This window comes from Pseudomonas sp. 01L34, assembly GCF_056400265.1.
Genome location: NZ_JBFTSX010000002.1, coordinates 364,697 through 389,213 on the forward strand (window position 1 = coordinate 364,697; position 24,517 = coordinate 389,213).

Sequence of the window (24,517 nt, forward strand, 5' to 3'; positions counted from 1 at the left end):
TAGTCCAAATGTCCGATCGCAGCGTTCGCCTTCAAGCTCTCAAGCACGCCCTCAAAGAGCGCATCCTGATTCTCGACGGCGGCATGGGGACAATGATCCAGAGCTACAAGCTCGAGGAACAGGATTACCGTGGCAAACGCTTCGCCGACTGGCCGAGCGATGTCAAAGGTAACAACGACCTGTTGGTGCTGACCCGCCCGGATGTGATTGGCTCTATTGAAAAAGCCTACCTGGATGCCGGCGCCGACATTCTGGAAACCAACACCTTCAACGCCACTCAGGTGTCCCAAGCCGACTACGGCATGCAAGGCCTGGCGTACGAACTCAACGTAGAAGGCGCACGCCTGGCGCGCAAGGTGGCGGACGCCAAGACCCTGGAAACCCCGGACAAGCCGCGTTTCGTCGCCGGCGTGCTCGGTCCTACAAGTCGTACCTGCTCGCTGTCGCCCGACGTGAACAACCCCGGCTACCGCAACGTGACCTTCGATGAACTGGTGGAGAACTACACCGAGGCCACCAAAGGCCTGATCGAAGGCGGCGCCGACCTGATCCTGATCGAAACCATTTTCGACACCCTCAACGCCAAAGCGGCGATCTTCGCCGTGCAAGGGGTTTACGAAGAGCTGGGCGTCGAGCTGCCGATCATGATTTCCGGCACCATCACCGATGCCTCTGGCCGCACCCTCTCCGGCCAGACCACCGAAGCGTTCTGGAACTCCGTGGCCCACGCCAAGCCGATTTCCGTCGGCCTGAACTGCGCCCTCGGCGCCCGTGAATTGCGTCCGTACCTTGAAGAGCTGTCGAACAAGGCCAGCACCCACGTGTCGGCGCACCCGAACGCCGGCCTGCCGAACGAGTTCGGCGAGTACGACGAACTGCCGGCCCAAACCGCCAAGGTCATCGAAGAGTTCGCCCAAAGTGGCTTCCTCAACATCGTCGGCGGCTGCTGCGGCACCACACCGGGCCACATCGAAGCCATCGCCAAAGCGGTCGCCGGTTACGCCCCGCGTGAAATTCCGGACATCCCCAAGGCCTGCCGCTTGTCGGGCCTGGAACCGTTCACCATCGATCGCAGCTCGTTGTTCGTCAACGTCGGCGAACGGACCAACATCACCGGTTCCGCCAAGTTCGCCCGCCTGATCCGTGAAGACAACTACACCGAGGCCCTGGAAGTCGCCCTGCAGCAGGTCGAAGCCGGCGCCCAAGTGATCGACATCAACATGGATGAAGGGATGCTCGATTCGAAGAAGGCCATGGTGACCTTCCTCAATCTGATTGCCGGCGAACCGGACATCTCCCGCGTCCCGATCATGATCGACTCCTCCAAGTGGGAAGTGATCGAAGCCGGCCTCAAGTGCATTCAGGGCAAGGGCATCGTCAACTCCATCAGCATGAAGGAAGGTGTCGAGCAGTTCATTCATCACGCCAAACTGTGCAAACGCTACGGCGCCGCGGTGGTGGTGATGGCCTTCGATGAAGCCGGCCAGGCCGACACCGAAGCGCGCAAGAAAGAAATCTGCAAACGCTCCTACGACATTCTGGTCAACGAAGTCGGCTTCCCGCCGGAAGACATCATCTTCGACCCGAACATCTTCGCCGTGGCCACCGGTATCGAAGAACACAACAACTACGCTGTGGACTTCATCAACGCCTGTGCCTACATCCGTGACGAACTGCCCTACGCCCTGAGCTCCGGCGGCGTGTCCAACGTGTCGTTCTCGTTCCGTGGCAACAATCCGGTGCGCGAGGCGATTCACTCGGTGTTCCTGCTGTATGCAATCCGCAACGGCCTGACCATGGGCATCGTCAACGCCGGCCAACTGGAGATCTACGACCAGATCCCGGTGGAGTTGCGCGACGCCGTTGAAGACGTGATCCTCAACCGTACTCCGGAAGGCACCGACGCCCTCCTCGCCATCGCCGACAAGTACAAGGGCGACGGCAGCGTCAAGGAAGCCGAGACCGAAGAGTGGCGCAACTGGGACGTCAACAAGCGTCTGGAGCATGCGCTGGTCAAGGGCATCACCACGCACATTGTTGAAGATACTGAAGAATCGCGGTTGTCGTTCGCGCGCCCGATCGAAGTCATCGAAGGCCCGTTGATGGCCGGCATGAACATCGTCGGCGACCTGTTCGGCGCCGGCAAAATGTTCCTGCCGCAAGTGGTGAAGTCCGCCCGCGTGATGAAGCAGGCCGTGGCCCACCTGATCCCGTTCATCGAACTGGAAAAAGGCGACAAGCCGGAAGCCAAGGGCAAGATCCTCATGGCCACGGTCAAGGGCGACGTGCACGACATCGGCAAGAACATTGTCGGCGTGGTGCTGGGCTGTAATGGCTACGACATCGTTGACCTCGGCGTGATGGTGCCGGCGGAGAAGATCCTGCAGGTCGCCAAAGACGAGAAATGCGACATCATCGGTCTGTCCGGCCTGATCACGCCTTCGCTGGACGAAATGGTTCACGTGGCCCGCGAAATGCAGCGTCAGGACTTCTATCTGCCGCTGATGATCGGTGGCGCGACCACTTCCAAAGCGCACACGGCGGTGAAGATCGAGCCCAAGTACAGCAACGACGCGGTGATCTACGTCACCGACGCCTCCCGCGCCGTGGGCGTGGCGACGCAGTTGCTGTCCAAGGAATTGAAGGCCGGCTTCGTCGAGAAGACCCGCCTGGAATACATCGACGTTCGCGAGCGCACCGCCAACCGCAGCGCCCGCACCGAGCGCCTGAGCTACCCGGCGGCCATTGCCAAGAAACCGCAGTTCGACTGGGCCAACTATGAGCCGGTCAAACCGACGTTCACCGGCGCCAAGGTGCTGGACAACATCGACCTGAAGGTTTTGGCCGAATACATCGACTGGACACCGTTCTTCATCTCCTGGGACCTGGCCGGCAAGTTCCCGCGCATCCTGCAGGATGAAGTGGTCGGTGAAGCCGCTACCGCGCTGTACGCCGATGCCCAGGAAATGCTTGCCAAGTTGATCGACGAGAAACTGATCAGCGCCCGTGCCGTGTTCGGTTTCTGGCCGGCCAACCAGGTGCGCGACGATGACATCGAAGTCTATGGCGACGACGGCAAGCCATTGGCCAAGCTGCATCACTTGCGCCAGCAGATCATCAAGACCGACGGAAAGCCGAACTTCTCCCTGGCCGACTTCGTCGCGCCGAAGGACAGCGGCGTGACCGACTACGTGGGTGGTTTCATCACCACCGCCGGGATTGGCGCCGAAGAAGTGGCCAAGGCCTATCAGGAAGCGGGCGACGACTACAACTCGATCATGGTCAAGGCGTTGGCCGACCGTCTGGCCGAGGCGTGCGCCGAGTGGCTGCACCAGCAAGTGCGTAAAGACTACTGGGGCTACGCCAAGGACGAGACGCTGGACAACGAGGCGCTGATCAAAGAGCAATACACCGGCATCCGCCCTGCTCCGGGCTACCCGGCGTGCCCGGATCACACCGAGAAAGCCACGCTGTTCAAGCTGCTGGACCCGGAAGCGGAAGAGCTCAAGGCCGGCCGCAGCGGCGTATTCCTCACCGAGCACTACGCGATGTTCCCGGCGGCGGCGGTCAGCGGCTGGTACTTCGCTCACCCACAGGCGCAGTATTTCGCCGTGGGCAAGATCGACAAGGATCAGGTGCAGAGCTACACCTCGCGCAAAGGCCAGGAGTTGAGCGTGACCGAGCGCTGGCTGGCGCCTAACCTGGGTTACGACAACTAACCCCTTCCCCTGTGGGAGCGAGCCTTTGTGGCGAGGGAGCTTGCTCCCGTTGGACTGCGTAGCAGTCCCATTTTTTGGGGCCGCTTCGCGACCCAACGGGAGCAAGCTCCCTCGCCACAACGGCTCCCACAGAGTTCGAGTCTGTTGTCTATGCTTGCCTCATACACATTCGTGACGGGGGATTTATGGACGATCCAGTCGACAACAATAACCACAACAAACCGCCGACCTTCTGGCAGATGCTGCACAGCGTCATGGCAGCGGCGTTCGGGGTGCAAAGCGGGAAAAACCGGGCCCGGGACTTCACCCATGGCAAGCCCAGTCATTTTGTGATTCTGGGGATTCTGTTCACGGTGGTGTTCGCCCTGACGCTGTTCGGCATCGTCAAACTGGTGTTGCACCTGGCCGGGATCTGAGCCGGCTCAATGCATCAAGGTTTGCAGGTTGAACGGGTAGCGGTACGACGTCGGCCGCCCCTTGGCCGAGAGCTTTTGAAAATCCACGTCGTAATCCTGAGTGGTACTCAAGCCCAGCAGTCGCCGGGCTTGCGCGTGGTCGATCAACTGCAATAAGGGGATCTGTCGGTCGCGCCCGCCGTACTGGCTGACATCCACCCCCTGATCGTAGTCATGCAACTGCACAAGAGCCCAGCCGCCCAGAGTGAAGTGCCCGCCCAACAACACGCTTAGCCGCCCTTCCAACAGCGCCTGCAACGCGGCCGGTGAATTGTTGATGGCACTGAACAGCACACCCTTGCCCGGCTGGCCTCCCGTTTCGGCGTATGCCTGCATGGCACCGAACGCCATTTCATCGTTGGCCGACCAGACCAGCGATGTTTGCGGGTAACGCTTGAACAATAACCTGGCCTGTTCATAGGCGCGCTCGCGGGTCCAGCCGCCGTACACCAACTGGCGCAACCGCACTTCGGGGTGTTCGGCCAATGCCCGCATCATGCCCTGCTCACGCTCTTGCGCGGCCGGCGTGATTTTCAGGCCGGAAAAGGCCACCAGTTCAATGACCTCACCGGGTGCTACCGGGCCATGCAGGCGAATCAGTTCCTTGAGCATCAGGTAGCCGCCCTCCTCATTGTTGGGCACCAGGCTACCCAACCAGTCGGGATACTTGTCCGGCTGGGCGCCGAGCAGACGCATCTGGTCGGCGGTCAGGCCGTTGTTGACCAAAAACAGCTTCACACCGCTGCCTTGAGCCAGGCGCAGGATTTCGGGGGCGACATACAGTTCGTTGGAGAACACCAGATAGTCCGGCCGACTCGGCCCTTGCAGCGCTTCGCGGGCCTGTTTGAGTGTGGTCTCGGCGTTTCGCTCGGCATACTGGATTTGCAAATCCATGCCCAGGTTCTTGGCCGCGGTCTGCATGAACTGCGAGTAACTGACCCAGAACGTCTCTTGGCTGGTCCCGGGATTGAGAAACAATACGGACGCCGCCTGGGCACACGGCCCCAGGACCGCGCCAAGCGCCAGCACTACACCATAGAAGAACTTCAACATTGATCGTCCGAGCCCCCGAAAATCCGCCGCGCATTATAGCCAGCGAAGTCCCTGGAAACGGCGCATATTCCGGCTTTTTGTCCGACAATCGTCGGCGCCGGGCCCGGACGGGGTTGTTTATTGATGGCTGACCCAGAATACCGCCGTACCCACGACCAGGATGATCAGGAACAGAATCGCCCAGGCATCGACCGTGCTATCGCTTTTCCTTGCTTTGGTTGGGTTGCTCATTGCATCGCCTCTTGTCGGTTTTATCGGTGATTGCATAAAGACTCGAGCACAGTTAAGACGATGATTGCCCGCACGACAAATGAGGGTTTTATCACAACGACTTTCATTAGTCGTTTTGGTTCTTTGCATATACTCAAACATCACTTTTGCGCATAACTGCAAACTGGTATCTTGCGTCGGCTCCGTTGGGAGTGCGCGGCCGTGCGCGCAGAATTGCCGAGGCAGAATCGGATGAAAGCTTGCGAAAACGCAGCTGTATCCGACCGGCCCAAGCCTGAGAACAGGACTTATATGTACGTATACGACGAGTACGATCAGCGGATCATCGAGGACCGCGTCAAGCAGTTCCGTGATCAGACCCGACGCTATCTGGCAGGCGAGCTGAGCGAAGAAGAATTCCGCCCCCTGCGCCTGCAAAATGGCCTTTATATCCAGCGCTTTGCCCCGATGCTGCGGGTGGCGGTGCCTTACGGCCAACTCACTTCGCGCCAGACGCGAATGATGGCCAAGATTGCCCGCGACTATGACAAGGGCTACGCCCACATCAGTACCCGGCAGAACGTGCAGTTCAACTGGCCGGCCGTGGAAGACATCCCGGACATCCTGGCTGAGCTGGCGACCGTGCAGATGCACGCGATCCAGACCAGCGGCAACTGCCTGCGCAACGTCACCACCGACCAGTTCGCCGGTGTCGCCGCCGACGAGTTGATCGACCCGCGGCCATGGTGCGAAATCGTCCGTCAGTGGACCACGTTCCACCCGGAATTCGCTTACCTGCCGCGTAAATTCAAAATTGCCATCAACGGTTCGACGTCCGACCGTGCGGCCATCGAAGTCCATGACATCGGCCTCGAGCCGGTGCACAACGCCGCGGGCGAACTGGGCTTCCGTGTGCTGGTCGGTGGCGGCCTGGGCCGTACTCCGGTGGTGGGCGCGTTCATCAACGAATTCCTGCCGTGGCAGGACCTGTTGAGCTACCTCGACGCCATTCTGCGGGTCTACAACCGCTACGGCCGTCGCGACAACAAGTACAAGGCGCGGATCAAGATTCTGGTCAAGGCCCTGACGCCTGAAGTGTTCGCGCAGAAAGTCGATGCGGAAATGGAACACCTTCGCGGTGGCCAGACCACGCTGACCGAGGCCGAAGTGCATCGCGTGGCCAAGCACTTTGTCGATCCGGACTACAAGGCTCTGGAAAACCAGACGGCCGAACTGGCCGACCTCGACAAGCAACACCCGGGTTTCGCCCGCTGGCGTGCCCGCAACACCCTGGCCCACAAAAAGCCGGGTTACGTCGCCGTGACGCTGTCCCTGAAACCGACCGGCGTTGCACCGGGCGACATCACCGACAAGCAGCTCGATGCCGTTGCCGACCTCGCCGACCGTTACAGCTTCGGTCAGCTGCGCACCTCCCACGAGCAGAACATCATTCTGGCCGATGTCGAGCAGAGCCAGTTGTTCGCCATGTGGGGCGAGTTGCGCGAGCAAGGTTTCGCCACGCCGAACATCGGCTTGCTGACCGACATCATCTGCTGCCCTGGCGGCGACTTCTGTTCCCTGGCCAACGCCAAGTCGATCCCGATCGCCGAATCGATCCAGCGCCGTTTCGACGACCTGGACTACCTGTTCGACATTGGCGAGCTGGACCTGAACATCTCCGGCTGCATGAACGCCTGTGGTCACCACCACGTCGGCCACATCGGTATTCTCGGAGTGGACAAGAAAGGCGAAGAGTTCTATCAGGTGTCCCTGGGTGGCAGCGCCAGCCGCGATGCGAGCCTGGGCAAGATCCTCGGCCCGTCCTTCGCCCAGGAAGCCATGCCTGATGTGATCGAGAAGCTGATCAACGTGTACATCGAACAACGTACCGAAGACGAGCGCTTCATCGACACTTATCAGCGTATCGGCATCGACCTCTTCAAGGAGCGCGTCTATGCAGCGAATAATTAAGAACAACGAAGTCGTCGACGAAACCTGGCACTTGCTGCCGAAAGATTTCAACATCGATGAAATCAGCAACTGCGACGACCTGATCGTCCCGTTGCACATGTGGCGCGAACACAGCCGCATGCTCATGGCCCGCGATGGCGGCCTGGGTGTATGGCTGGATGCCGATGAAGAAGCTGAGGAAATCGGTGATGACGTGGCGAACTTCCAGGTCATCGCCCTGAACTTCCCGGCCTTCACCGATGGTCGCAATTACTCCAACGCCCGTCTGCTGCGTGACCGCTATGGTTTCAAAGGCGAATTGCGGGCAATTGGCGATGTGTTGCGCGACCAGCTGTTCTACATGCACCGCTGCGGTTTCGATGCGTTTGCCATTCGCGCCGATAAAGACCCCTACGAAGCCCTTGAAGGCCTCAAGGACTTCTCGGTGACCTATCAGGCCGCCACCGACGAACCGCTGCCGCTGTTCCGTCGCCGTTGATCGTCACACCTTGAACCCCTTGCGGGGTTCAAGGTTTTTCCCTTACTGCGTGCCTATCGGAAACGGTCGCCCCATGGCCTCCCAGTTCCGATAAAACCGGGCACGGTCCTCAAGTGCCGTGAACAGCGCAAACGGGTTTTCAGGATCGACCTCGGCCGATTCAATATCCTGGACCAGTCTTTCCCAAAGCGCTTGCGAAGCATCGGCTTCACCGAGCAGTCGCCACACCCTCGCCTGAAGCGGCAGATAATCGACCCGGAAGTCCGCCGTCAGGCTCAGTCCATCCATTACCCTCAAGAACCGGGCGCCAAGGGGCCTGGCTGCCAGCCTCTGCCAGATCAATCGTCGCGTCGCTTGCAACTCCCCATCGCCCTCGCGCAACCACTCGATGACATTCCCGTAATTAACCCCGGGATCACTTAACCACAGGTTGATACCCGTTCGCCGCCGATGATCGACAATGCGCAACAAGGTGTCCTCATCCGTCAATGGATTGCCCTGCAGCAGCACACGGTCCCTCGAGATAGCCTGGTTCAGTACTGCTGGCGGCACTCGGGTTATCTGGTTATTACGCAGGTCCAATGACGTCAGATAGGGCTGCTCCATGATTCCGACTGGGCAACCAGTGATCCCGGTGTTGCTCAGGTTCAGCCAGCGCAAGTCGTTCATTCCGAGCACCAAAGGCGGGACGCCCAGCGGGTTGTTGCTCAGGTCCAGCGTCTGCAAGTGTGTCAACCCGGTCAATTGAGAGGCGGCGCGCTCATTGAACGTCAGATTCGTCGACCTCAGATTCAGCGAAGAGAGACGCGCCATCTGGTTGATCGAAGGAGGCAGTGCACACTCCGCAAGGCCGCCATGGTTGAAGTGACTCAGGTCGACATTTTCCAGGTTCAGCACTTCAAGATTTGGAAAACACTCGAGAAATCCGTTCAGACTTTCTTCTTCAGTCAGGTGAAAGCCGCGCATCGATAACTCGAGAATATTATTGAACCGGACATTCAACGTGGGTAACCGGTGATAATTCTCGAAGTCGAGATCCAGCCTGACGCCGCGTATCTGATCAGCAGGCAATAACGGATCCTGCAGCGCCCTGCGTCGTTGCCAGATGGAGACCAGCTCCTCGGCCAACTCATTTCGAATCGCTCGCTCCTGTTGCATTTCGGTCTGCACCAACTGAACGTTATAGGCCTCGATTTGTGCAGCGCTCAATCCCGCTGCTTCGGGATCATTCGGGGCCAGGAAATCGATAGCCATGTCATGAATGTCATCCGCCACCTGATCTACCCAGGCGGTCAGGTCGATGTCGAGTTGCTGCAGCTGTTGCTTCAACCACTCAATGTGCGCCTGCGCGTTTACACCTTCGCGTTGAAGAACCGCATCTGCCTGGGCATCGGTGAAGTCTGGATAGACCTCTTTGAGTTGCAGCCTCATCATCTGGTGCGTCAGCGCCTCGGCCTGGGGCGTTCCCGGAAAACCGCCGCCGCTGAGCCCGTGGGCATCGAACGGCAACCCACTGTCCATTCTTCGCAGCCCGAGTATCACCTGTGATCGGGGCAACGCCTGGTCGCTGATGGCGAGTCGTAGTTCGTCGACTGAACCAGGCGACGTCAGGAGCAGCGCTGAACGGTCGTCGTCCGTCAACACACCGAGAAGCGCCGTATAAAAGTCTGTTGGCGAGGCCTGATGCAGATAGTGCTGTCCGACTCTGACCAAGCGCCGGACCTCCGTGGCATCCTGCGCGCCGATGCGGTCCAGCACTCGCCCCGCGACGGATTGATCAAGGACATCGATCCGCAGGTTCCGCGGCCAGCCCGGCAGGTTTTGCAGCGAGTGCAAGGCCAGGATGTCCGAGTCCGGGCTCGCCACCGAATGCAGATAAAGACCTTCATAAGCGCGATTGAGCCGCACATGCTGCTGGTACTGCCGCGCCTTGCTGTCCAGACGCGTGAACACTTGCCTGACCTCGGTCACATCGGGGGCTTGCTGGATATCCACGCCATAGCGGTCGAGCATTTGTTCGATGGCACCTTTGGGCAGCGCCGGGTATTGCTGCTGAAACAGCCGCACCCATTCATGTTCCGACTGTTGAAGTGCGGCGTAACGCCTGTTGAATTGCTCAGGCGTGCCGGCCGCCCCCAGATCCTGATCGATCTTGAAGCGACTGATCGTATCCGTCAGTAAAGGCGTAGGTGGACGCCCCGTTTGCATCAGTCGCAGCATGTCATCGTCAATCACACTGACCTTGCCGATCTGTGCCAGGACTTCATCGCTGAAAGACGCCACAGTCGGGCCGATTCCGCGGATCAGCTCCACGCGGGAGGACAGCACGGAAACCGGTGGCTCGGGCGTCGGGGCAACGGTGATTTGCGAAGACGGACGTACTGACTCGACGGCCGCTTCATCCTTCAGCACCGCCTGTGCGCCGATCGGCAGCGCATTAAGCAAACCGAACACGGTGCGCGACACGCCCTCCGACCGTTCACGTGGTGTTTCACCGTTTACTGCCTGATCAAGACCGTAACCGGCGTCAATAAGCCCGGCCAGCGCCAATATGCCTTCGCCTCCCGGGACGAACAACGCCAATGGCCCGAACCGGTTGATCCATTGCACCACCGGTTCGACCACCGCACTTAAATTGTCACGATTGACCTGTGCATCGGTACGAATGCTTTCGATACTGGCGTGGGCGGCCTGCTTCATCGTCAGCACCAGTTGCGCAAACGGATCGGTCGCCGATGGCGGATTGTCGTAGCCAATGTAATCGGCGGGGTCCCAATAGCCGTCGTTATTGAAAAAACCGGCATTGTTGGTCAGCCGATGCATCGCGGGGTACTGCGCCATGCCGTCCAATGCCGTCAGCACCCCCGCATGAAACGTACCGTCCTCTCGATCATCTTCGGCAAAATGGGCGGCCAATGCCTGTTTTGTCTCGCTGAGCTTGCCCTGCGCGACGACCCATTGGTGCAGTTGAGTGGCATCGGTGAATTCGTGCAGCGGAGAAGAGTTGCCAGGGATGTACAGCAGCACTCGGGTACTGGCAGTGTCACGGAACGCCCAGATATCTGTTGCGGTGTAACGGTATAGCTTCAAACGGCCGGCCCTGACGGACAAAGGGGGGCGCGTCGCCGCTTGCAGTTGTTCGATGGTCAGCGTTTCCCATGCCTGACCGGGCGGCAAGCCAGCCGCCTCCATCGCGAGCTCAAGTCCTTTTTGCGACAGGCAGCGCTCCTTGAACTGCAACCAGGCCGTCATCACAAACGCTGCCTTGACCGATGTCCTCAAGGCGTACGGGCCGGACGCAGCGAGCACCTCGTCAGCGGGCCAGACCTTTTCAAGATAGGTCTCGTACACGTGCTTGAAGTCCAGCTCCCAGACCCATTTCTTGAAATCGGCCGGCCTCAGCTTCAGTTGTGAGGCGGGACCGTAAGTCTGCGGCGTCGTTTGCCGATAGATGCCTTCATAGGTGTCGTGATTGCCGCTGCCGTAATCAGCGAACTCATCGACATGCTCGACAATCCGCACCCTCGGGCCGACGTCCGGCGGTGTGTACAGACCAAAGGCGGTTTCAGCAAAACGGCCGTCCCCAACCGTCTGGTAATTTGAAAGCAGCGCTTGCAACAGCGACCGCGAGTTCGCCACCTGGCCCTGCTGGAAACCGTTCTCTTCAGGGTGGCCCTTGTAGTGGTAATCGAGGGTGACCATCAAGGTCGTCTGCGGGTCGATGTCCTGCCCCCATTTTTCCTTGATCAGGTGTGCGCCCAACTGGCCGGGGGTTTGGGGGAGAGCGATGTCCAGTGCAGCTTTCAGTTCGTCGCGCATTCGCAACGATGGGGGTGGATGAGGTGCGGCAACGTGGTGAAGGAGCTCATTCATGGTGCAATCCATTGCAGTCAATTCAGGCCAGTCACCCTACCCCACCTGACTCCACACGAAAGCGCGACCGATCGACAAAGGCATTAGGAAAATTCGTTATTTCTTGAGGGTGAGTGGACACTTTCTGAAGGTCAAAAAAAAACCGTGGGCAATCCACGGTTTTTTTACTGACGGTGATGCCTGGTACGGTTACCAGAAGCGTTGCTGGGTCAACCGGCTCCACCAGCTCAGCAATACGCGATCGATCGAACCGCTGGCCGCCATGCCGATGCGCTCCTGCAGGGTTTTACGTTCGGCGTAATGCAAATGATAGAGCTCGGACTGTTTAGCGCGCTCAGCGAGGTATTCGTCGCTGGTCTTGAGCTCGTCCACCAGTTGCTTGTCGAGTGCCGAAACACCGAGCCAGATTTCACCGGTGGCCACTTCGTCGATAGCCAGTTGCGGGCGATAGCGGGAAACGAAGTTCTTGAACAGCTGATGGGTGATGTCCAGCTCTTCCTGGAATTTCTCCCGGCCCTTCTCGGTGTTTTCGCCAAACACTGTCAGGGTGCGCTTGTACTCACCAGCCGTGAGCACTTCGAAGTCGATGTCATGCTTTTTCAGCAGGCGATTGACGTTGGGCAACTGCGCCACCACGCCGATCGAGCCTAGAATCGCGAACGGTGCGCTGATAATTTTCTCGCCGATGCACGCCATCATGTAGCCGCCGCTGGCCGCGACCTTGTCGATGCACACGGTCAACGGCACGCCGGCTTCGCGAATGCGCGCCAGTTGCGAAGATGCCAGGCCATAGCTGTGAACCATGCCGCCGCCGCTTTCCAGGCGCAGCACCACTTCATCCTTTGGCGTGGCGAGGGTCAGCAGCGCGGTGATTTCGTGGCGCAGGCTTTCAGTGGCCGACGCCTTGATGTCACCGTCGAAATCCAGCACGAACACCCGCGGCTTGGCCTCGGGCTTCTTCTTTTGCTTTTTCTCGGTTTTAGCCTGGGATTTGCGCAAAGCCTTGAGCTGGTCCTTGTCGAGCAAGGTCTGCTCCAGCCGCTCGCGCAGTCCTTTGTAGAAATCATTGAGTTTGCTGACTTGCAGTTGGCCGGTCGACTTGCGCCGACCTTTGCTGCGCAACGCCGCAAAACTGGCCAGGACCACCAGAATGGCGATCACCAGTGTCACGGTTTTAGCCAGGAAACTGGCGTACTCGGACAAAAACTCCACAGAGACTCCTTCAACACGATGCGCGGCATGAACACGCGCGGGATACCTTCAGCATACCCATGAGCCGGCCCGGCGACCAGTCGTGAAACCTCGAGTGTCCTGTCTCACAAATACTGTTCCCTTTTTACGGCGTCCGTTGCCGTCATGCTGCGTTGCCGCTCCTCGCCTGACGACAACAGCCACTCGTCAAAAGAGAAACGTATTTGTGAGACAGGACACTAGCAACAGGCCTGTAACGGGCATTTCAAACAAGCGTATGTTTTTTCATTGACAGCTCACCGTCATCCTCATAACCTCGCCAAACCTTCAACGTACCGGGATGACGCGGACGTGGGCAGCATCTATTTGATTCGACATGGCCAGGCCTCCTTTGGTGCAGACGACTATGACGTTCTGTCGCCGACCGGTATTCGCCAGGCAGAAGTCCTTGGCCGGCACCTGGCCGAACTCGGTGTCAGCTTCGATCGCTGTCTGTCGGGTGACCTGCGCCGTCAGCAACATACGGCCACCAGCGCTCTGGAACAGTACGCTGCCGTGGGCTTGCCGGTGCCGCCCCTGGAAATCGATTCGGCCTTCAACGAGTTCGACGCCGACGCGGTGATCCGCGCCCTGCTGCCCGCCATGCTGGAAGACGAACCCGAGGCGCTGGAGATCCTGCGCAACGCCGCGCAAAACCGTGCCGAGTTCCAGCGTATCTTCGCCCTGATCATCGAGCGCTGGCTCGCCGGTACCTATGACACACCGGGCCTGGAAAGCTGGCTGGGCTTCGTCGATCGTGTGCAGGCTGGCCTGCAGCGGCTGCTCGAAAATGCCGACAACACCCAGAAAATCGCCGTGTTCACCTCCGGCGGCACCATCACTGCCCTGCTCCACCTTATTACGCAAATGCCTGCCCGGCAGGCCTTTGAGCTGAACTGGCAAATCGTCAACACCTCGCTCAACCTGCTCAAGTTTCGTGGTCGCGAGGTGGCCCTGGCTTCCTTCAACAGTCATACGCACCTGCAACTGCTGAAGGCCCCGGAACTCATCACGTTTCGCTGATTCCGGACTATTGTGACCCTGGCTGTATCCACCCAGCTCTTATTACCCAAGAAAGGATCGAACCATGACCTCCGTAGCTGATGCCGTACAAGCAATGAAAGCCAAGTTCAACCCAGCCGCTGCTGCCGGTCTGGACCTGGTATTCGGTTTCCGCATCGACGACACCAAGAACTTCTCGTTGATCGTCAAAGACGGCACCTGCGAGCTGCAAGAAGGCGAAAACCCGGACGCCCAGGTGACTCTGGTGATGGACGGCGAAACCCTGGAAGGCATCGTCGACGGTTCGACCGACGGCATGCAAGCGTTCATGGGCGGCAAGCTGCGCGCTGAAGGCGACATGATGCTGGCCATGAAACTGTCCGAGCTGTTCCCAGGCTAAGACGACGGCTCCCGCTCTCGGGAGCCTCTCTGGCTGCATGCGAATCCCGCCCCTCGTGGCGGGATTCGTCGTTTTTCACCCTCGGAAAACGGCTATCTGTGGATATGCCGTCTATATTCCTTCTGGCCGCATGCGTCAGACATCGGCTGTTTGCCCTCGCTTCTTTTATGAAGAACTGTGTGGAGAGCACTGCCATGAGCCCACCTGACGAGCACAATGACTTCAGTCGCCGCCGTGTACTGCAAGGTCTTTCGGCAGGCGCCATCGGTGCCTGGATCAGTCCGCTAACCGCAGGGAGTAAAACCATGCCCGACACCCCCGCCGACCTGATTCTGTACAACGGACGCCTGCACACCGTCGACCGCAAGAAACCCCAGGCCAGCGCCGTCGCGATCAAGGACGGGCACTTTGTGGTGGTCGGCAGCGATGCCCAGGCCATGGCCCTGCAAGGCCCCGGCACGCAAATCGTTGACCTGCATGGGCGCACGGTGATTCCCGGCCTCAACGACTCCCACTTGCACCTGATTCGTGGCGGCCTCAATTACAACCTCGAACTGCGCTGGGAAGGCGTGCCGTCCCTGGCTGATGCGTTGCGCATGCTCAAGGATCAGGCCGACCGCACCCCTACCCCGCAATGGGTGCGGGTGGTCGGTGGCTGGAATGAATTCCAGTTTGCCGAAAAACGCATGCCGACCCTTGAAGATCTGAACAAAGCCGCGCCGGACACTCCGGTATTCGTCCTGCACCTCTACGACCGCGCCCTGCTCAACCGTGCCGCACTGAAAGTGGTCGGCTACACCCGTGACACGCCGAACCCGCCGGGCGGCGAGATCCAGCGCGATGCCAATGGCGACCCCACCGGCATGCTGATCGCCCGCCCGAATGCGATGATCCTCTACTCAACCCTGGCCAAAGGGCCGAAGCTGCCGCTGGAGTATCAGGTCAACTCGACCCGCCAGTTCATGCGCGAACTCAATCGACTGGGCATCACCAGCGCCATCGATGCCGGCGGCGGTTATCAGAATTACCCGGACGACTATCAAGTCATCCAGCAACTGGCCAAAGATCAACAGCTCACGGTGCGCATTGCCTACAACCTGTTCACCCAGAAACCCAAGGAAGAACTGACCGATTTCAAGAACTGGACCAGCACTTCCCATTACGGCCAGGGCGATGACTTCCTGCGGCACAACGGCGCCGGCGAGATGCTGGTGTTCTCGGCAGCGGATTTCGAAGACTTCCTCGAACCACGCCCGGACCTGCCGCAAACTATGGAGCAGGAACTGGAACCGGTGGTGCGCCATCTGGTGGAGCAGCGCTGGCCCTTCCGTTTGCACGCCACCTACAACGAATCCATCAGCCGCATGCTCGACGTGTTCGAGAAGGTCAACCGGGATATTCCATTCAACGGTTTGCCGTGGTTCTTCGATCACGCCGAAACCATCACCCCCCGTAACATCGAACGGGTCAAGGCCCTGGGCGGTGGTATCGCCATCCAGGACCGCATGGCGTTCCAGGGTGAATACTTCGTCGACCGTTACGGCGCCAAGGCGGCCGAAGCCACGCCACCGATCGCACGCATGCTCGCCGAGGGCGTTCCAGTGGGCGCCGGCACCGATGCCACGCGCGTCTCCAGCTACAACCCCTGGACCTCGCTGTACTGGCTGGTCAGCGGCCGCACCGTCGGCGGATTAGCCCTGTACCCACAAGGCTTGAGCCGCGATACGGCGCTGGAACTGTTCACCCACGGCAGCGCCTGGTTCTCCTCCGAACAGGGCAAGAAAGGTCAGATCAAAGTCGGGCAACTGGCGGACCTGATTGCGCTGTCGGCAGATTACTTTCACATCGAAGACGAAGCCATAAAGTGGATCGAGTCGGTGCTGACCATTGTCGACGGCAAGATCGTCCACGGTAGCGTCGAGTTCGAAAAACTGGGGCCACCGCCAATCCCGGTGGTGCCTGAGTGGTCGCCCGTGGTGAATGTGCCGGGGCACTGGAAACCCCTGGCGCCAATGACCGCGCAAGTGCACCAGTGTGTGGGCGCTTGCGCGGTGCATGCCCATAGCCATGAACGAGCGCGATTGTCGTCGGCGCCGGTCAGTGACTTCCAAGGGTTCTGGGGGGCGTTTGGCTGTTCGTGTTTTGCGTTTTAAAAAGCGAAAAAATCGTCCGAAGGCTCGGGCCGCGTTCGGACGATCTTTTAATTTTAAGCCTCTGCAACACCCCCTCACACAAGCTTGATCTCGATCAGTTGTTCTCTCCCCCACACTCTCTACTATCGCTCTTCCATCGAAGGCCAAGGACGGCTCATCGGGAGCCTGCGGCCGATCACTCTCAAGGAAGAGTCAATCATGCGGTCATTGAAAATCATTCTGCTGGCATCGGCGTTCAACGGCCTGACCCAGCGGGCCTGGCTGGACTTGCGTCAGGCCGGCCACTCGCCCAGCGTGGTGCTGTTCACCGATGAAGAGGCAGTGTGCGAGCAGATCGAGCATTCCGGCGCCGATCTGGTGATCTGCCCGTTCCTCAAGGATCGGGTGCCACAACAACTGTGGAGCAATCTCCAGCGTCCTGTGGTGATCATTCATCCGGGTATCGTCGGCGACCGTGGCGCCAGTGCGCTGGACTGGGCGATCACCCGTGAACTCAGCCGTTGGGGCGTGACCGCGTTGCAAGCGGTGGAGGAAATGGACGCCGGGCCGGTCTGGGCCACTTGTGAATTCAACCTGCCCCAGGGTCTGCGCAAATCCGAGTTGTACAACGGGCGCGTCAGCGACGCGGCAATCACCTGTATCCGCGAAGTCGTGGAAAAGTTTATCGACGGTTTCGAGCCAGTGCCTTTGGACTACAGCCAACGCCATGTGATTGGCCGCTTGCAGCCGAACATGAAGCAAGCTGACCGGATCTTCAGCTGGCACGACAGCGCACACTTCATCAAACGCAGCATCGACGCCGCCGACGGTCAGCCCGGCGTATTGGCCAGCCTGGCCGGCGGTCAGTATTACCTGTATGACGCTCATCTGGACTCGCGCAGCGGCACGCCGGGAGAGATTCTCGCGGTGCACGACGATGCGGTGCTGGTCGCGACCGGTGATCACAGCCTGTGGATCGGTTCGCTGCGACGCAAACCCCGGCCCGGCGAAGAAACCTTCAAGCGTCCGGCCCGGCATGTACTCGCCGAACAGCTTGCGCACGTCCCGACCCTTGATTGGTCGATCGCCTCTCAGCCGTTTAACAACGAAAGCTATCAACCGATCCGCTATCGCGAGTCGGGGCATGTCGGCGAGTTGACCTTCGAGTTTTACAACGGCGCCATGAGCACCGAACAGTGCCAACGACTGGTGGAGGCCCTGCGCTGGGCCAAGTCCCGGGACACCCAAGTGCTGCTGATCAAGGGTGGACGCGGCAGTTTCTCCAACGGCGTGCACCTCAACGCGATCCAGGCCGCAGCGGTTCCGGGGCTGGAAGCCTGGGCCAATATTCAGGCGATCGACGACGTCTGCCAGGAACTGCTCAGCGCCCGGCAACTGGTGGTCAGCGGCCTGACCGGCAATGCCGGGGCCGGTGGCGTGATGCTGGCGCTGGCTGCCGATATTGTTTTCGCCCGCTCCGACATCGTGCTCAACCCCCATTACAAAACCATGGGCCTGTACGGCTCCGAATACTGGACCTACAGCCTGCCCCGCGCCGTCGGCCCGGCGATGGCGGAAAAACTCACCGAAGACTGTCTGCCGATCAGCGCCGTCCAGGCCTTGCAGCTAGGCATGGTCCAGGAAATCGGTCCGCGCTGCCCGGATGAGTTTGGCCTGTGGCTGTTGCAGCGCGCCAATGGAGCGTTGAGTGATCCGGCATATCTGGCGGTGCGTGAGCGTAAAAACCGGTTCGATACTCAATTGATGCAGCACTGCCGCAATGCCGAGCTGGAAGAAATGCACCAGGACATGGTGCAAAACCGTAAACAGTTCGCCGAGAAGTGCCGTAATTTTGTGCTTAAGCGCAAGGCGTGTGGCACGCCGCAGCGGTTGGTGGCCGATTGGGCGGTGGTGAGGGCGGTTGAGTTGGCGGACTGATTGTTTGGCACGGGTGATCAGGCCGGACAGTGAACTCTGTGGCGAGGGAGCTTGGGGCCGCTTCGCGCCCCAGCGGGAGCAAGCTCCCTCGCCACAGACGGTATCGGAAGACCATGGCTGCTCTTACAATGCCCGCACCTCCCTCATCGGCCTGCCCATGGACATCGACCTCGCACGCACCTTTCTGGAAATTGTCCGCCACGGCAGCCTGGCCGCGGCGGCTGAAAAGCTGCACGTCACCCAGACCGCGATCACTGCCCGGGTGCAGAAGCTCGAAAGTCAGCTGGGCAGCACGCTGTTCGTGCGCAATCGCGCCGGTGCGCGCCTGACGCCGAACGGCGAGGCCTTTGTGGTTTACGCCAATCAACTGGTGCAGACCTGGGAAGCCGCACGCCGGGACTTGCCGCTGCCCGAGGGCTACCGCGACGTGCTGCACATCGGTGGCGAGGTCAGCCTGTGCAACCCGTTGATGCTCAGTTGGGCCGGGGAACTGCGCGAGAAGATTCCCAGCCACGCCCTGCGCATGGAAATCCGCGATGGCGAAAACCTGCTGCGCCAACTGGAGTTGGGGGTGTTGGATGCGGCGCTGGTCTATCAGCCCGAATACTGGCCACGCCTGCAAGTCGAGCAGGTGCTGGAAGAAAAACTGATCCTGGTACGCCTGGCCGGAAAGCCCGATCCTTACGTGTATATCGACTGGGGTCCGGATTTCCGTCGCCAGCACGATGCGGCGCTGCCGGAAAAAGCCAAGGCAGCCCTGAGCTTCAACCTCGGCCCGCTGGCCTTGCAATACATCCTGGAAAACGGCGGCAGCGGCTATTTCCGCACCCGCGTGGTCCAGAGTTACCTGGAAAACGGCTTGCTGGAACAAGTGCCCAAAGCTCCGGAGTTCAGCTACCCGACCTATCTGGTTTACTCCCGGGACCGCGACTCGGCGACCCTGCAACGGGCGTTCGACTTGCTGCGTGAAGTGATCAAGACGGACGACGACTGGTCCCAGCGCTGGAACCCGCTGACCTGACACCATACGGGCGTCTTGCACCGGAGCATGGCGCTTGTGTCCTCAAGGTTCGGCCTGCCTGTGCGGAGGGATCGGCTAATCTGCTGGTTATAACAATAACCACAGGTGAACCCAGTGAGGCAGACCACCGAAGCGTTCCGCGCGCGCTACCGTGCCGATATTCATCCGCTCTACAACCCTTGGTTGCACGGCGCTTTTGTGTTGCTGTTCGGGTTGCTGGTCATCGGTGGGTTCTGGAGCACGGTGCATCAGGTGCAACCGCTGGAATGGCTGGCGGTGCCGCTGACCCTGTTGTTTTTCAACTTCGGCGTGTACGTCGTGCATCGGCATCTGGGGCACCACAAAAAGAGCCTGGCGCGGATGTTCTACGCCCGTCACGCCGGTGACCATCACAGCTTTTTCACCCCCGGCCACATGACCTACGACAGCGCCCGGGACTGGCGGGTGATTCTGTTTCCAGCCTGGCTGATCGTGTTGCACACCCTCGTCATCACGGCGCCTGGCTGGTGGCTGCTGGCTCAGTTCAATAGCAACGTCGCGGGGCTGTTTGGCGGCTGCATGGTGCTCGGTTACCTGACCTACGAGGTGTTCCATGCCTGCGAACATCTACCGCCCGGCAACCCAGTGACGCGTTTGCCGTGGATCCGCCAGATGCGCCGTCTGCATGAGCTGCATCACCGTCGTGAGCTGATGCAGGAACGCAATTTCAATATCGTGTTGCCCCTGATGGACTACCTGTTCGGCACCCTCTACTGGGAACCGGAGCAAGCGCCCCCGCACCTGACGAGCACGTCCATGACCCGTATGCAGCATGTGATCGACATCGCTGGAAACCCAGTGGCTGTGCTCGCCTACGCCAGCACAGCGACCCATTGGCCGCAGTGGCATCCGTCCTCCCTCAAGGTCGACGGCCAGAGCGGCCCGCTGTATGCCGGGGAGCGATTCGAGGAAGACATTCGGGCCGGCGGGCGTGAGGGGCATTTGAGCTGGGAAGTCGACGAATACCTGCCCGGACGCCGCTGGAGGGCTCGGGCCCGGGGCGATCATGGTCTGTCGTTGGTGGTGACTTACGAGTGTGAGGTTGAGGGCGATGACACGCGGTTTGTCCGCACTCTGGAATACAGCTTCAGCGGCCTGGCAATGCGCATTGCCAATCGTCTGGTGCTCAAGCGGCGCATCGAGCGCGAATCGGCGGAGTCGATGCTGGCGTTACGCGAGATGGCGCAAAAACATCTGGCCCTGGCAGGAGTCAGCGCATGAAAAGACCCCTCAAGTTTCGGCATTGGTTGCTGCTGCTGATCATCGTGATCAGTGCCTTGCTGTTTCTATTGCCGACCAAGGTTCAACCGGTAGCCTGGACACCGCCAACGGCGCCCTCCCTCGTCGAGGGCATCTACGCCGACAACCAGCGACTCAAAGGCGTGAAGCGGGTCGGTGCTGCTGACATCGACGGCCCTGAGGCGTTGCTGCTGGAGAAAGACGCCCTTATCACCGGCCTGCATGACGGCCGATTGATTCGCACCAGCCTCGACGGCAAAACCACCCAGGTGCTGGCTGATACCGGTGGCCGGCCGCTGGGCCTGGCGCGGCACCCCAATGGTTTGTTGGTGATCGCCGACGGGGTCAAAGGCTTGCTGTCGCTCGACGCTCAGGGCCGGTTGATTCCATTGACCACCACGGCCAACAACCTGCCCTTCGGTTTTACCAATGACGTGGCCATCGACAAGCCCGGGCATTACGCTTATTTCAGCGACTCCTCCAGCCGTTGGGGCTACGGCAAGGACGGCGAGGCGATCATCGAGCACGGTGGCGACGGCCGTTTGCTGCGCTATAACTTCCAGACCGGCAATACGGCGGTCCTGCTGGACAAACTGGAGTTCGCCAACGGCGTGACACTGGGGCCTGACGACGCGTTTGTGCTGGTCAATGAAACTGGCGCCTATCGCATCAGCCGCTATTGGCTGACCGGGCCGAAAGCCGGCACTCACGACCTGTTCATCGACAATTTGCCGGGGCTGCCGGACAACCTGGCATTCAATGGTCGCGACCGTTTCTGGGTGGCGCTGTATGCACCGCGCAATGCACTGCTCGACACCACGGCGCCCTACCCTCTGGTACGCAAAATGATCGTGCGAGCGATGACTATTCTGCCCAAGCCCCTGGAGAAACGTGCCTTCGTCCTGGGACTGGACCTCGACGGCAAAGTGATTGCCAATCTGCAGGACGCCAGCAGCGGCAACTACTCACCCATCACCACCGTGCGCGAATATGGGGACTGGTTGTATCTGGGGTCGCTGAAAGCCCGGCACATGGCGCGGTTGCCGTTGAGTGCAGCATTGAAATAGAGGGTGTAGCCAAAAGATCGCCCGAAGGTTCGGACCGCGTTCGGACGATCTTTTGATTTTGAATCAACGCAGATCTCGTATTGATCCCCGTTCCAATTGTTCAGTCACCGGTCGTCGGTGATTCTGCACAGCGTCCTCAGGACGGCGTCTTAAGTCGCTCAGCGATCTTGTCCTTGACCTGCACACGCTTCTCCTTGAGCTTCTTCAGTACCTCATCGCTAGGCGCATCCGATTGTGCGGACTCGGCCTTCACCACCTCTGCGTCCGCCTGGGTGTACTTGTTGAGCAGTGAATCCAGTAACTTATCCTTGGTGCGTTTTTGCTGGAGCTCTTCCTTCGTACAGCGCAAGTCCTGATAAAGGTCATGGGTCACCGGCATGGAACACCTCCGTTTGTTAATCGGTGGCAAACGTGATCGATGGCGTTCGCCAATTATCAGAATGGCCTTGCTTACCCGGTTCTGTCGACCGTCTATCAGACCAGCGGCGTCCGTTCGTCGTCCTGTCGCAAACGTGATACCCCCTTGCCCGAGCGCCTGGAAAGCCCCCCTTGAATCAACCACCGAGTACCGTACGAACCATTCGTGTCAGCGCCTCGGGACCATAAGGTTTGCTCAGCAGATAAGTGTCAGAGCTGAGTTGGTGATCGCGCGAAATGATGTCGCGGGTGTGTCCGGAGGTAAACAACACCGCCACCGGAGGGTTTTGCACCTTGGCCCAGGCGGCCAGGTCCGAGCTTTTGATCAAGCCGGGCATGACCACGTCGGTAAAGATCAGGTCCACTGTCGCGCCGTCGAGCAACATCTGCATCGCCAGGTCACCGTTGGCCGCGGTCAGGACCTGATAGCCCTCTTCGCACAACAAGTCCACGGCCGAACTGCGCACCGCTTCGTTGTCCTCGACCACCAGAATGGTTTCATGCCCGCCCCGGTGCTGCGGAGCATGGCGCATTGTTTCGTCAGGCAACGGGCGCAAGCTGCGAGGGAAATACAGCTGCACCCGAGTGCCCCGCCCGACGACGCTGGAAATCTCGATATGCCCGCCGCTCTGTTTGACGAACCCGAACACCATACTCAAACCCAGGCCGGTGCCTTGACCATCAGCCTTGGTGGTGAAAAACGGCTCGAAGGCCTGTGCAAGCACTTGCGGCGGCATGCCGACGCCCGAGTCAGCCACCGTCAGGCAGACATAATCGCCAGCGACGATGCCCTTGCCGGCGCAAAACTTGCGGTCGAGGACGATGTTCTCTGCGCTAAGGGCAATGGTCCCCTCGCCGTTCATGGCATCTCGGGCGTTGATCGCAAGGTTGAGAATGGCGTTTTCCAGTTGATTGCAGTCCACGTAGAAGTGCCATGGATCGTCAGGTGCGGACACCTTGATCTGGATCGTCTCTCCCAGCGCGCGCTGCAATAATTCCCCGAGGTCTTCGAAGATCTGCCGTGGGTCGCATACGGCCGGTGACAACGGCTGACGTCGGGCAAAGGCGAGTAATTGCGAAGACAATTTGGCCCCGCGCTCGACTGCGGCAATTGAGGCGCCGACCCGGCGCTGCACGTTGGCGTTATCCGGCTCATGACGCGCCAGCAAGTGCAGGTTGCCGGCGATCACCTGCAACAGGTTGTTGAAGTCATGGGCCACCCCGCCGGTGAGACCACCAATGGCTTCGAGCTTCTGTGATTGACGCAGTTGCTCTTCGGCCGCCAGCCGCGCCTCGACTTCTTCAGCGACTCGTTGCTCCAGGTTGCGGGTGAACTTGAGCAAGGACTCTTCGGCAATCTTGCGTTCGTGGATGTCGATCAACACCCCTGGAAAGCGCAACGCTTCACCTTGCTCATTGAACTCGCAACACCCGCTGGCGAGCACCCACAGGTAACTGCCATCGGGACGCAGGACCCGATATTCGGCGTTATAGGGCACGCCGGTTTCCACCGACTGATTCATCCGCTCCCGGGCCCAGCTGCGATCATCGGGATGGATCTGCATTTGGGCGATGGCCGGTGGCAGGTTGGCCAGGTCCTGGCCTGGCGGATAGGAAAACGTGCGGGCGAATCGCTCGTCGCCCGATAGCACATCAGCCTTGATGTCCCAGACAAACGAGCCGAGCAAAGCCCCGGCATTGAGGGCCAGGCGAACCCTTTCATTATCGGCACGATAGGCGTTTTCGGCTTCTTGGCGTCGGCGTTCGGAAATCACATGGTCAGTGGTTTCGACCACCATTGCCATGACCCCGGCGGGACACCCTTCATCATTGGAGACAGGGCTGTAGTAAAGGTCCATCCAGACGTCTTCGGGAACGCCGTCGCGCAGCAATACCAGGGCTTTGTTGTGATAGGACAAGGTGCCGCCCGCAAGGCAGGTGTCCACCACTTGCCGATTGAATTCGGCGACCTCCGGCCAGCCCAACTCCACCGGGGAGCCCAGCAGGTAAGGATGGCGGCCACCGGCAAATCTTGAGTAGGCGTCGTTATAGATCATGTAACCGGGGCGGCCCCACAGCATCACCATCGGCAGCGGTGAAGCGAGCAGTAACTGCACCGCGCTGCACAGACTTCCGGGCCAGGTGTCGATGCGTCCGAGTTCGGTCAGGCTCCAGTCGAACGCGCGAATGCGTTCGGCCATTTCGCCGCTCCAGCCGGTACAACCGTGGCTATTGTCTAGAAACTGCATCGACTGGCCTATGTCTTGTGAATG

16 protein-coding genes are annotated in these 24,517 nt (G+C 59.9%); 11 read left to right on the top strand and 5 right to left on the bottom strand.

Annotated elements, in window-relative coordinates; translation table 11 throughout:
• The first annotated feature begins 8 nt into the window (after window positions 1–8).
• Window positions 9–3,719, top strand: coding sequence for a methionine synthase (gene metH, locus AC1DQM_RS06075; RefSeq protein WP_018927643.1), 3,711 nt, complete (start codon window positions 9–11; stop codon window positions 3,717–3,719).
• 185 nt (window positions 3,720–3,904) lie between these two features.
• Window positions 3,905–4,135 (top strand): DUF2970 domain-containing protein, encoded by a 231-nt coding sequence (locus tag AC1DQM_RS06080; protein WP_018927642.1) that lies wholly within the window; start codon window positions 3,905–3,907, stop codon window positions 4,133–4,135.
• Window positions 4,136–4,141: 6 nt separating this feature from the next.
• Here AC1DQM_RS06080 and AC1DQM_RS06085 read toward each other — a convergent pair whose 3' ends face one another.
• Window positions 4,142–5,227 (bottom strand): ABC transporter substrate-binding protein, encoded by a 1,086-nt coding sequence (locus AC1DQM_RS06085; RefSeq protein WP_018927641.1) that lies wholly within the window; start codon window positions 5,225–5,227, stop codon window positions 4,142–4,144.
• Window positions 5,228–5,749: 522 nt separating this feature from the next.
• Here AC1DQM_RS06085 and AC1DQM_RS06090 point away from each other — a divergent pair.
• Window positions 5,750–7,408, top strand: a complete 1,659-nt coding sequence (locus tag AC1DQM_RS06090; RefSeq protein WP_138867269.1) for a nitrite/sulfite reductase — start codon at window positions 5,750–5,752, stop codon at window positions 7,406–7,408.
• Complete coding sequence (locus AC1DQM_RS06095; protein ID WP_018927639.1) at window positions 7,392–7,886, top strand: DUF934 domain-containing protein; 495 nt, start codon at window positions 7,392–7,394, stop codon at window positions 7,884–7,886. Before AC1DQM_RS06090 ends, AC1DQM_RS06095 begins: the two co-directional genes overlap by 17 nt.
• Window positions 7,887–7,928: 42 nt before the next feature.
• On the opposite strand, the gene AC1DQM_RS06100 is transcribed toward AC1DQM_RS06095, so the two are convergent.
• Window positions 7,929–11,759, bottom strand: coding sequence for a leucine-rich repeat domain-containing protein (locus tag AC1DQM_RS06100; RefSeq protein WP_477745888.1), 3,831 nt, complete (start codon window positions 11,757–11,759; stop codon window positions 7,929–7,931).
• Window positions 11,760–11,948: 189 nt separating this feature from the next.
• On the bottom strand, window positions 11,949–12,971 hold the full coding sequence (gene sohB, locus AC1DQM_RS06105) for a protease SohB (protein WP_018927637.1): 1,023 nt from the start codon (window positions 12,969–12,971) through the stop codon (window positions 11,949–11,951).
• 330 nt (window positions 12,972–13,301) lie between these two features.
• Between sohB and AC1DQM_RS06110 the strand changes: the two genes are divergently transcribed.
• The 7 genes from AC1DQM_RS06110 to AC1DQM_RS06140 all read left to right on the top strand — a co-directional run bounded on the left by AC1DQM_RS06110 (window position 13,302) and on the right by AC1DQM_RS06140 (window position 21,827).
• Window positions 13,302–14,012, top strand: a complete 711-nt coding sequence (locus AC1DQM_RS06110) for a histidine phosphatase family protein (protein ID WP_138867267.1) — start codon at window positions 13,302–13,304, stop codon at window positions 14,010–14,012.
• Window positions 14,013–14,076: 64 nt separating this feature from the next.
• Window positions 14,077–14,391, top strand: a complete 315-nt coding sequence (locus AC1DQM_RS06115; RefSeq protein ID WP_007941766.1) for an SCP2 sterol-binding domain-containing protein — start codon at window positions 14,077–14,079, stop codon at window positions 14,389–14,391.
• A 305-nt stretch (window positions 14,392–14,696) separates the two neighbouring features.
• Window positions 14,697–16,544, top strand: a complete 1,848-nt coding sequence (locus tag AC1DQM_RS06120) for an amidohydrolase (protein WP_064621239.1) — start codon at window positions 14,697–14,699, stop codon at window positions 16,542–16,544.
• A gap of 198 nt (window positions 16,545–16,742) precedes the next feature.
• Window positions 16,743–18,461 (top strand): hydrogenase maturation protein, encoded by a 1,719-nt coding sequence (locus AC1DQM_RS06125; RefSeq protein ID WP_138867266.1) that lies wholly within the window; start codon window positions 16,743–16,745, stop codon window positions 18,459–18,461.
• Between the two features lie 157 nt (window positions 18,462–18,618).
• Window positions 18,619–19,482: a LysR family transcriptional regulator gene (locus AC1DQM_RS06130; protein WP_007941771.1), complete on the top strand. Its 864-nt coding sequence runs from the start codon at window positions 18,619–18,621 to the stop codon at window positions 19,480–19,482.
• A gap of 114 nt (window positions 19,483–19,596) precedes the next feature.
• Window positions 19,597–20,742 carry an SRPBCC family protein gene (locus tag AC1DQM_RS06135; RefSeq protein ID WP_138867265.1) on the top strand — a complete coding sequence of 382 codons (1,146 nt, stop codon included), beginning with the start codon at window positions 19,597–19,599 and terminating at the stop codon, window positions 20,740–20,742.
• Complete coding sequence (locus tag AC1DQM_RS06140) at window positions 20,739–21,827, top strand: SMP-30/gluconolactonase/LRE family protein (RefSeq protein ID WP_018927631.1); 1,089 nt, start codon at window positions 20,739–20,741, stop codon at window positions 21,825–21,827. Before AC1DQM_RS06135 ends, AC1DQM_RS06140 begins: the two co-directional genes overlap by 4 nt.
• Before the next feature lie 136 nt (window positions 21,828–21,963).
• Here the strand turns inward: AC1DQM_RS06140 and AC1DQM_RS06145 are convergent, their stop codons facing one another.
• Both AC1DQM_RS06145 and AC1DQM_RS06150 read right to left on the bottom strand, forming a co-directional pair.
• Window positions 21,964–22,206 carry a DUF465 domain-containing protein gene (locus tag AC1DQM_RS06145; protein ID WP_138867264.1) on the bottom strand — a complete coding sequence of 81 codons (243 nt, stop codon included), beginning with the start codon at window positions 22,204–22,206 and terminating at the stop codon, window positions 21,964–21,966.
• Window positions 22,207–22,381: 175 nt separating this feature from the next.
• Complete coding sequence (locus AC1DQM_RS06150) at window positions 22,382–24,493, bottom strand: hybrid sensor histidine kinase/response regulator (protein ID WP_138867263.1); 2,112 nt, start codon at window positions 24,491–24,493, stop codon at window positions 22,382–22,384.
• Window positions 24,494–24,517: the final 24 nt, after the last annotated feature.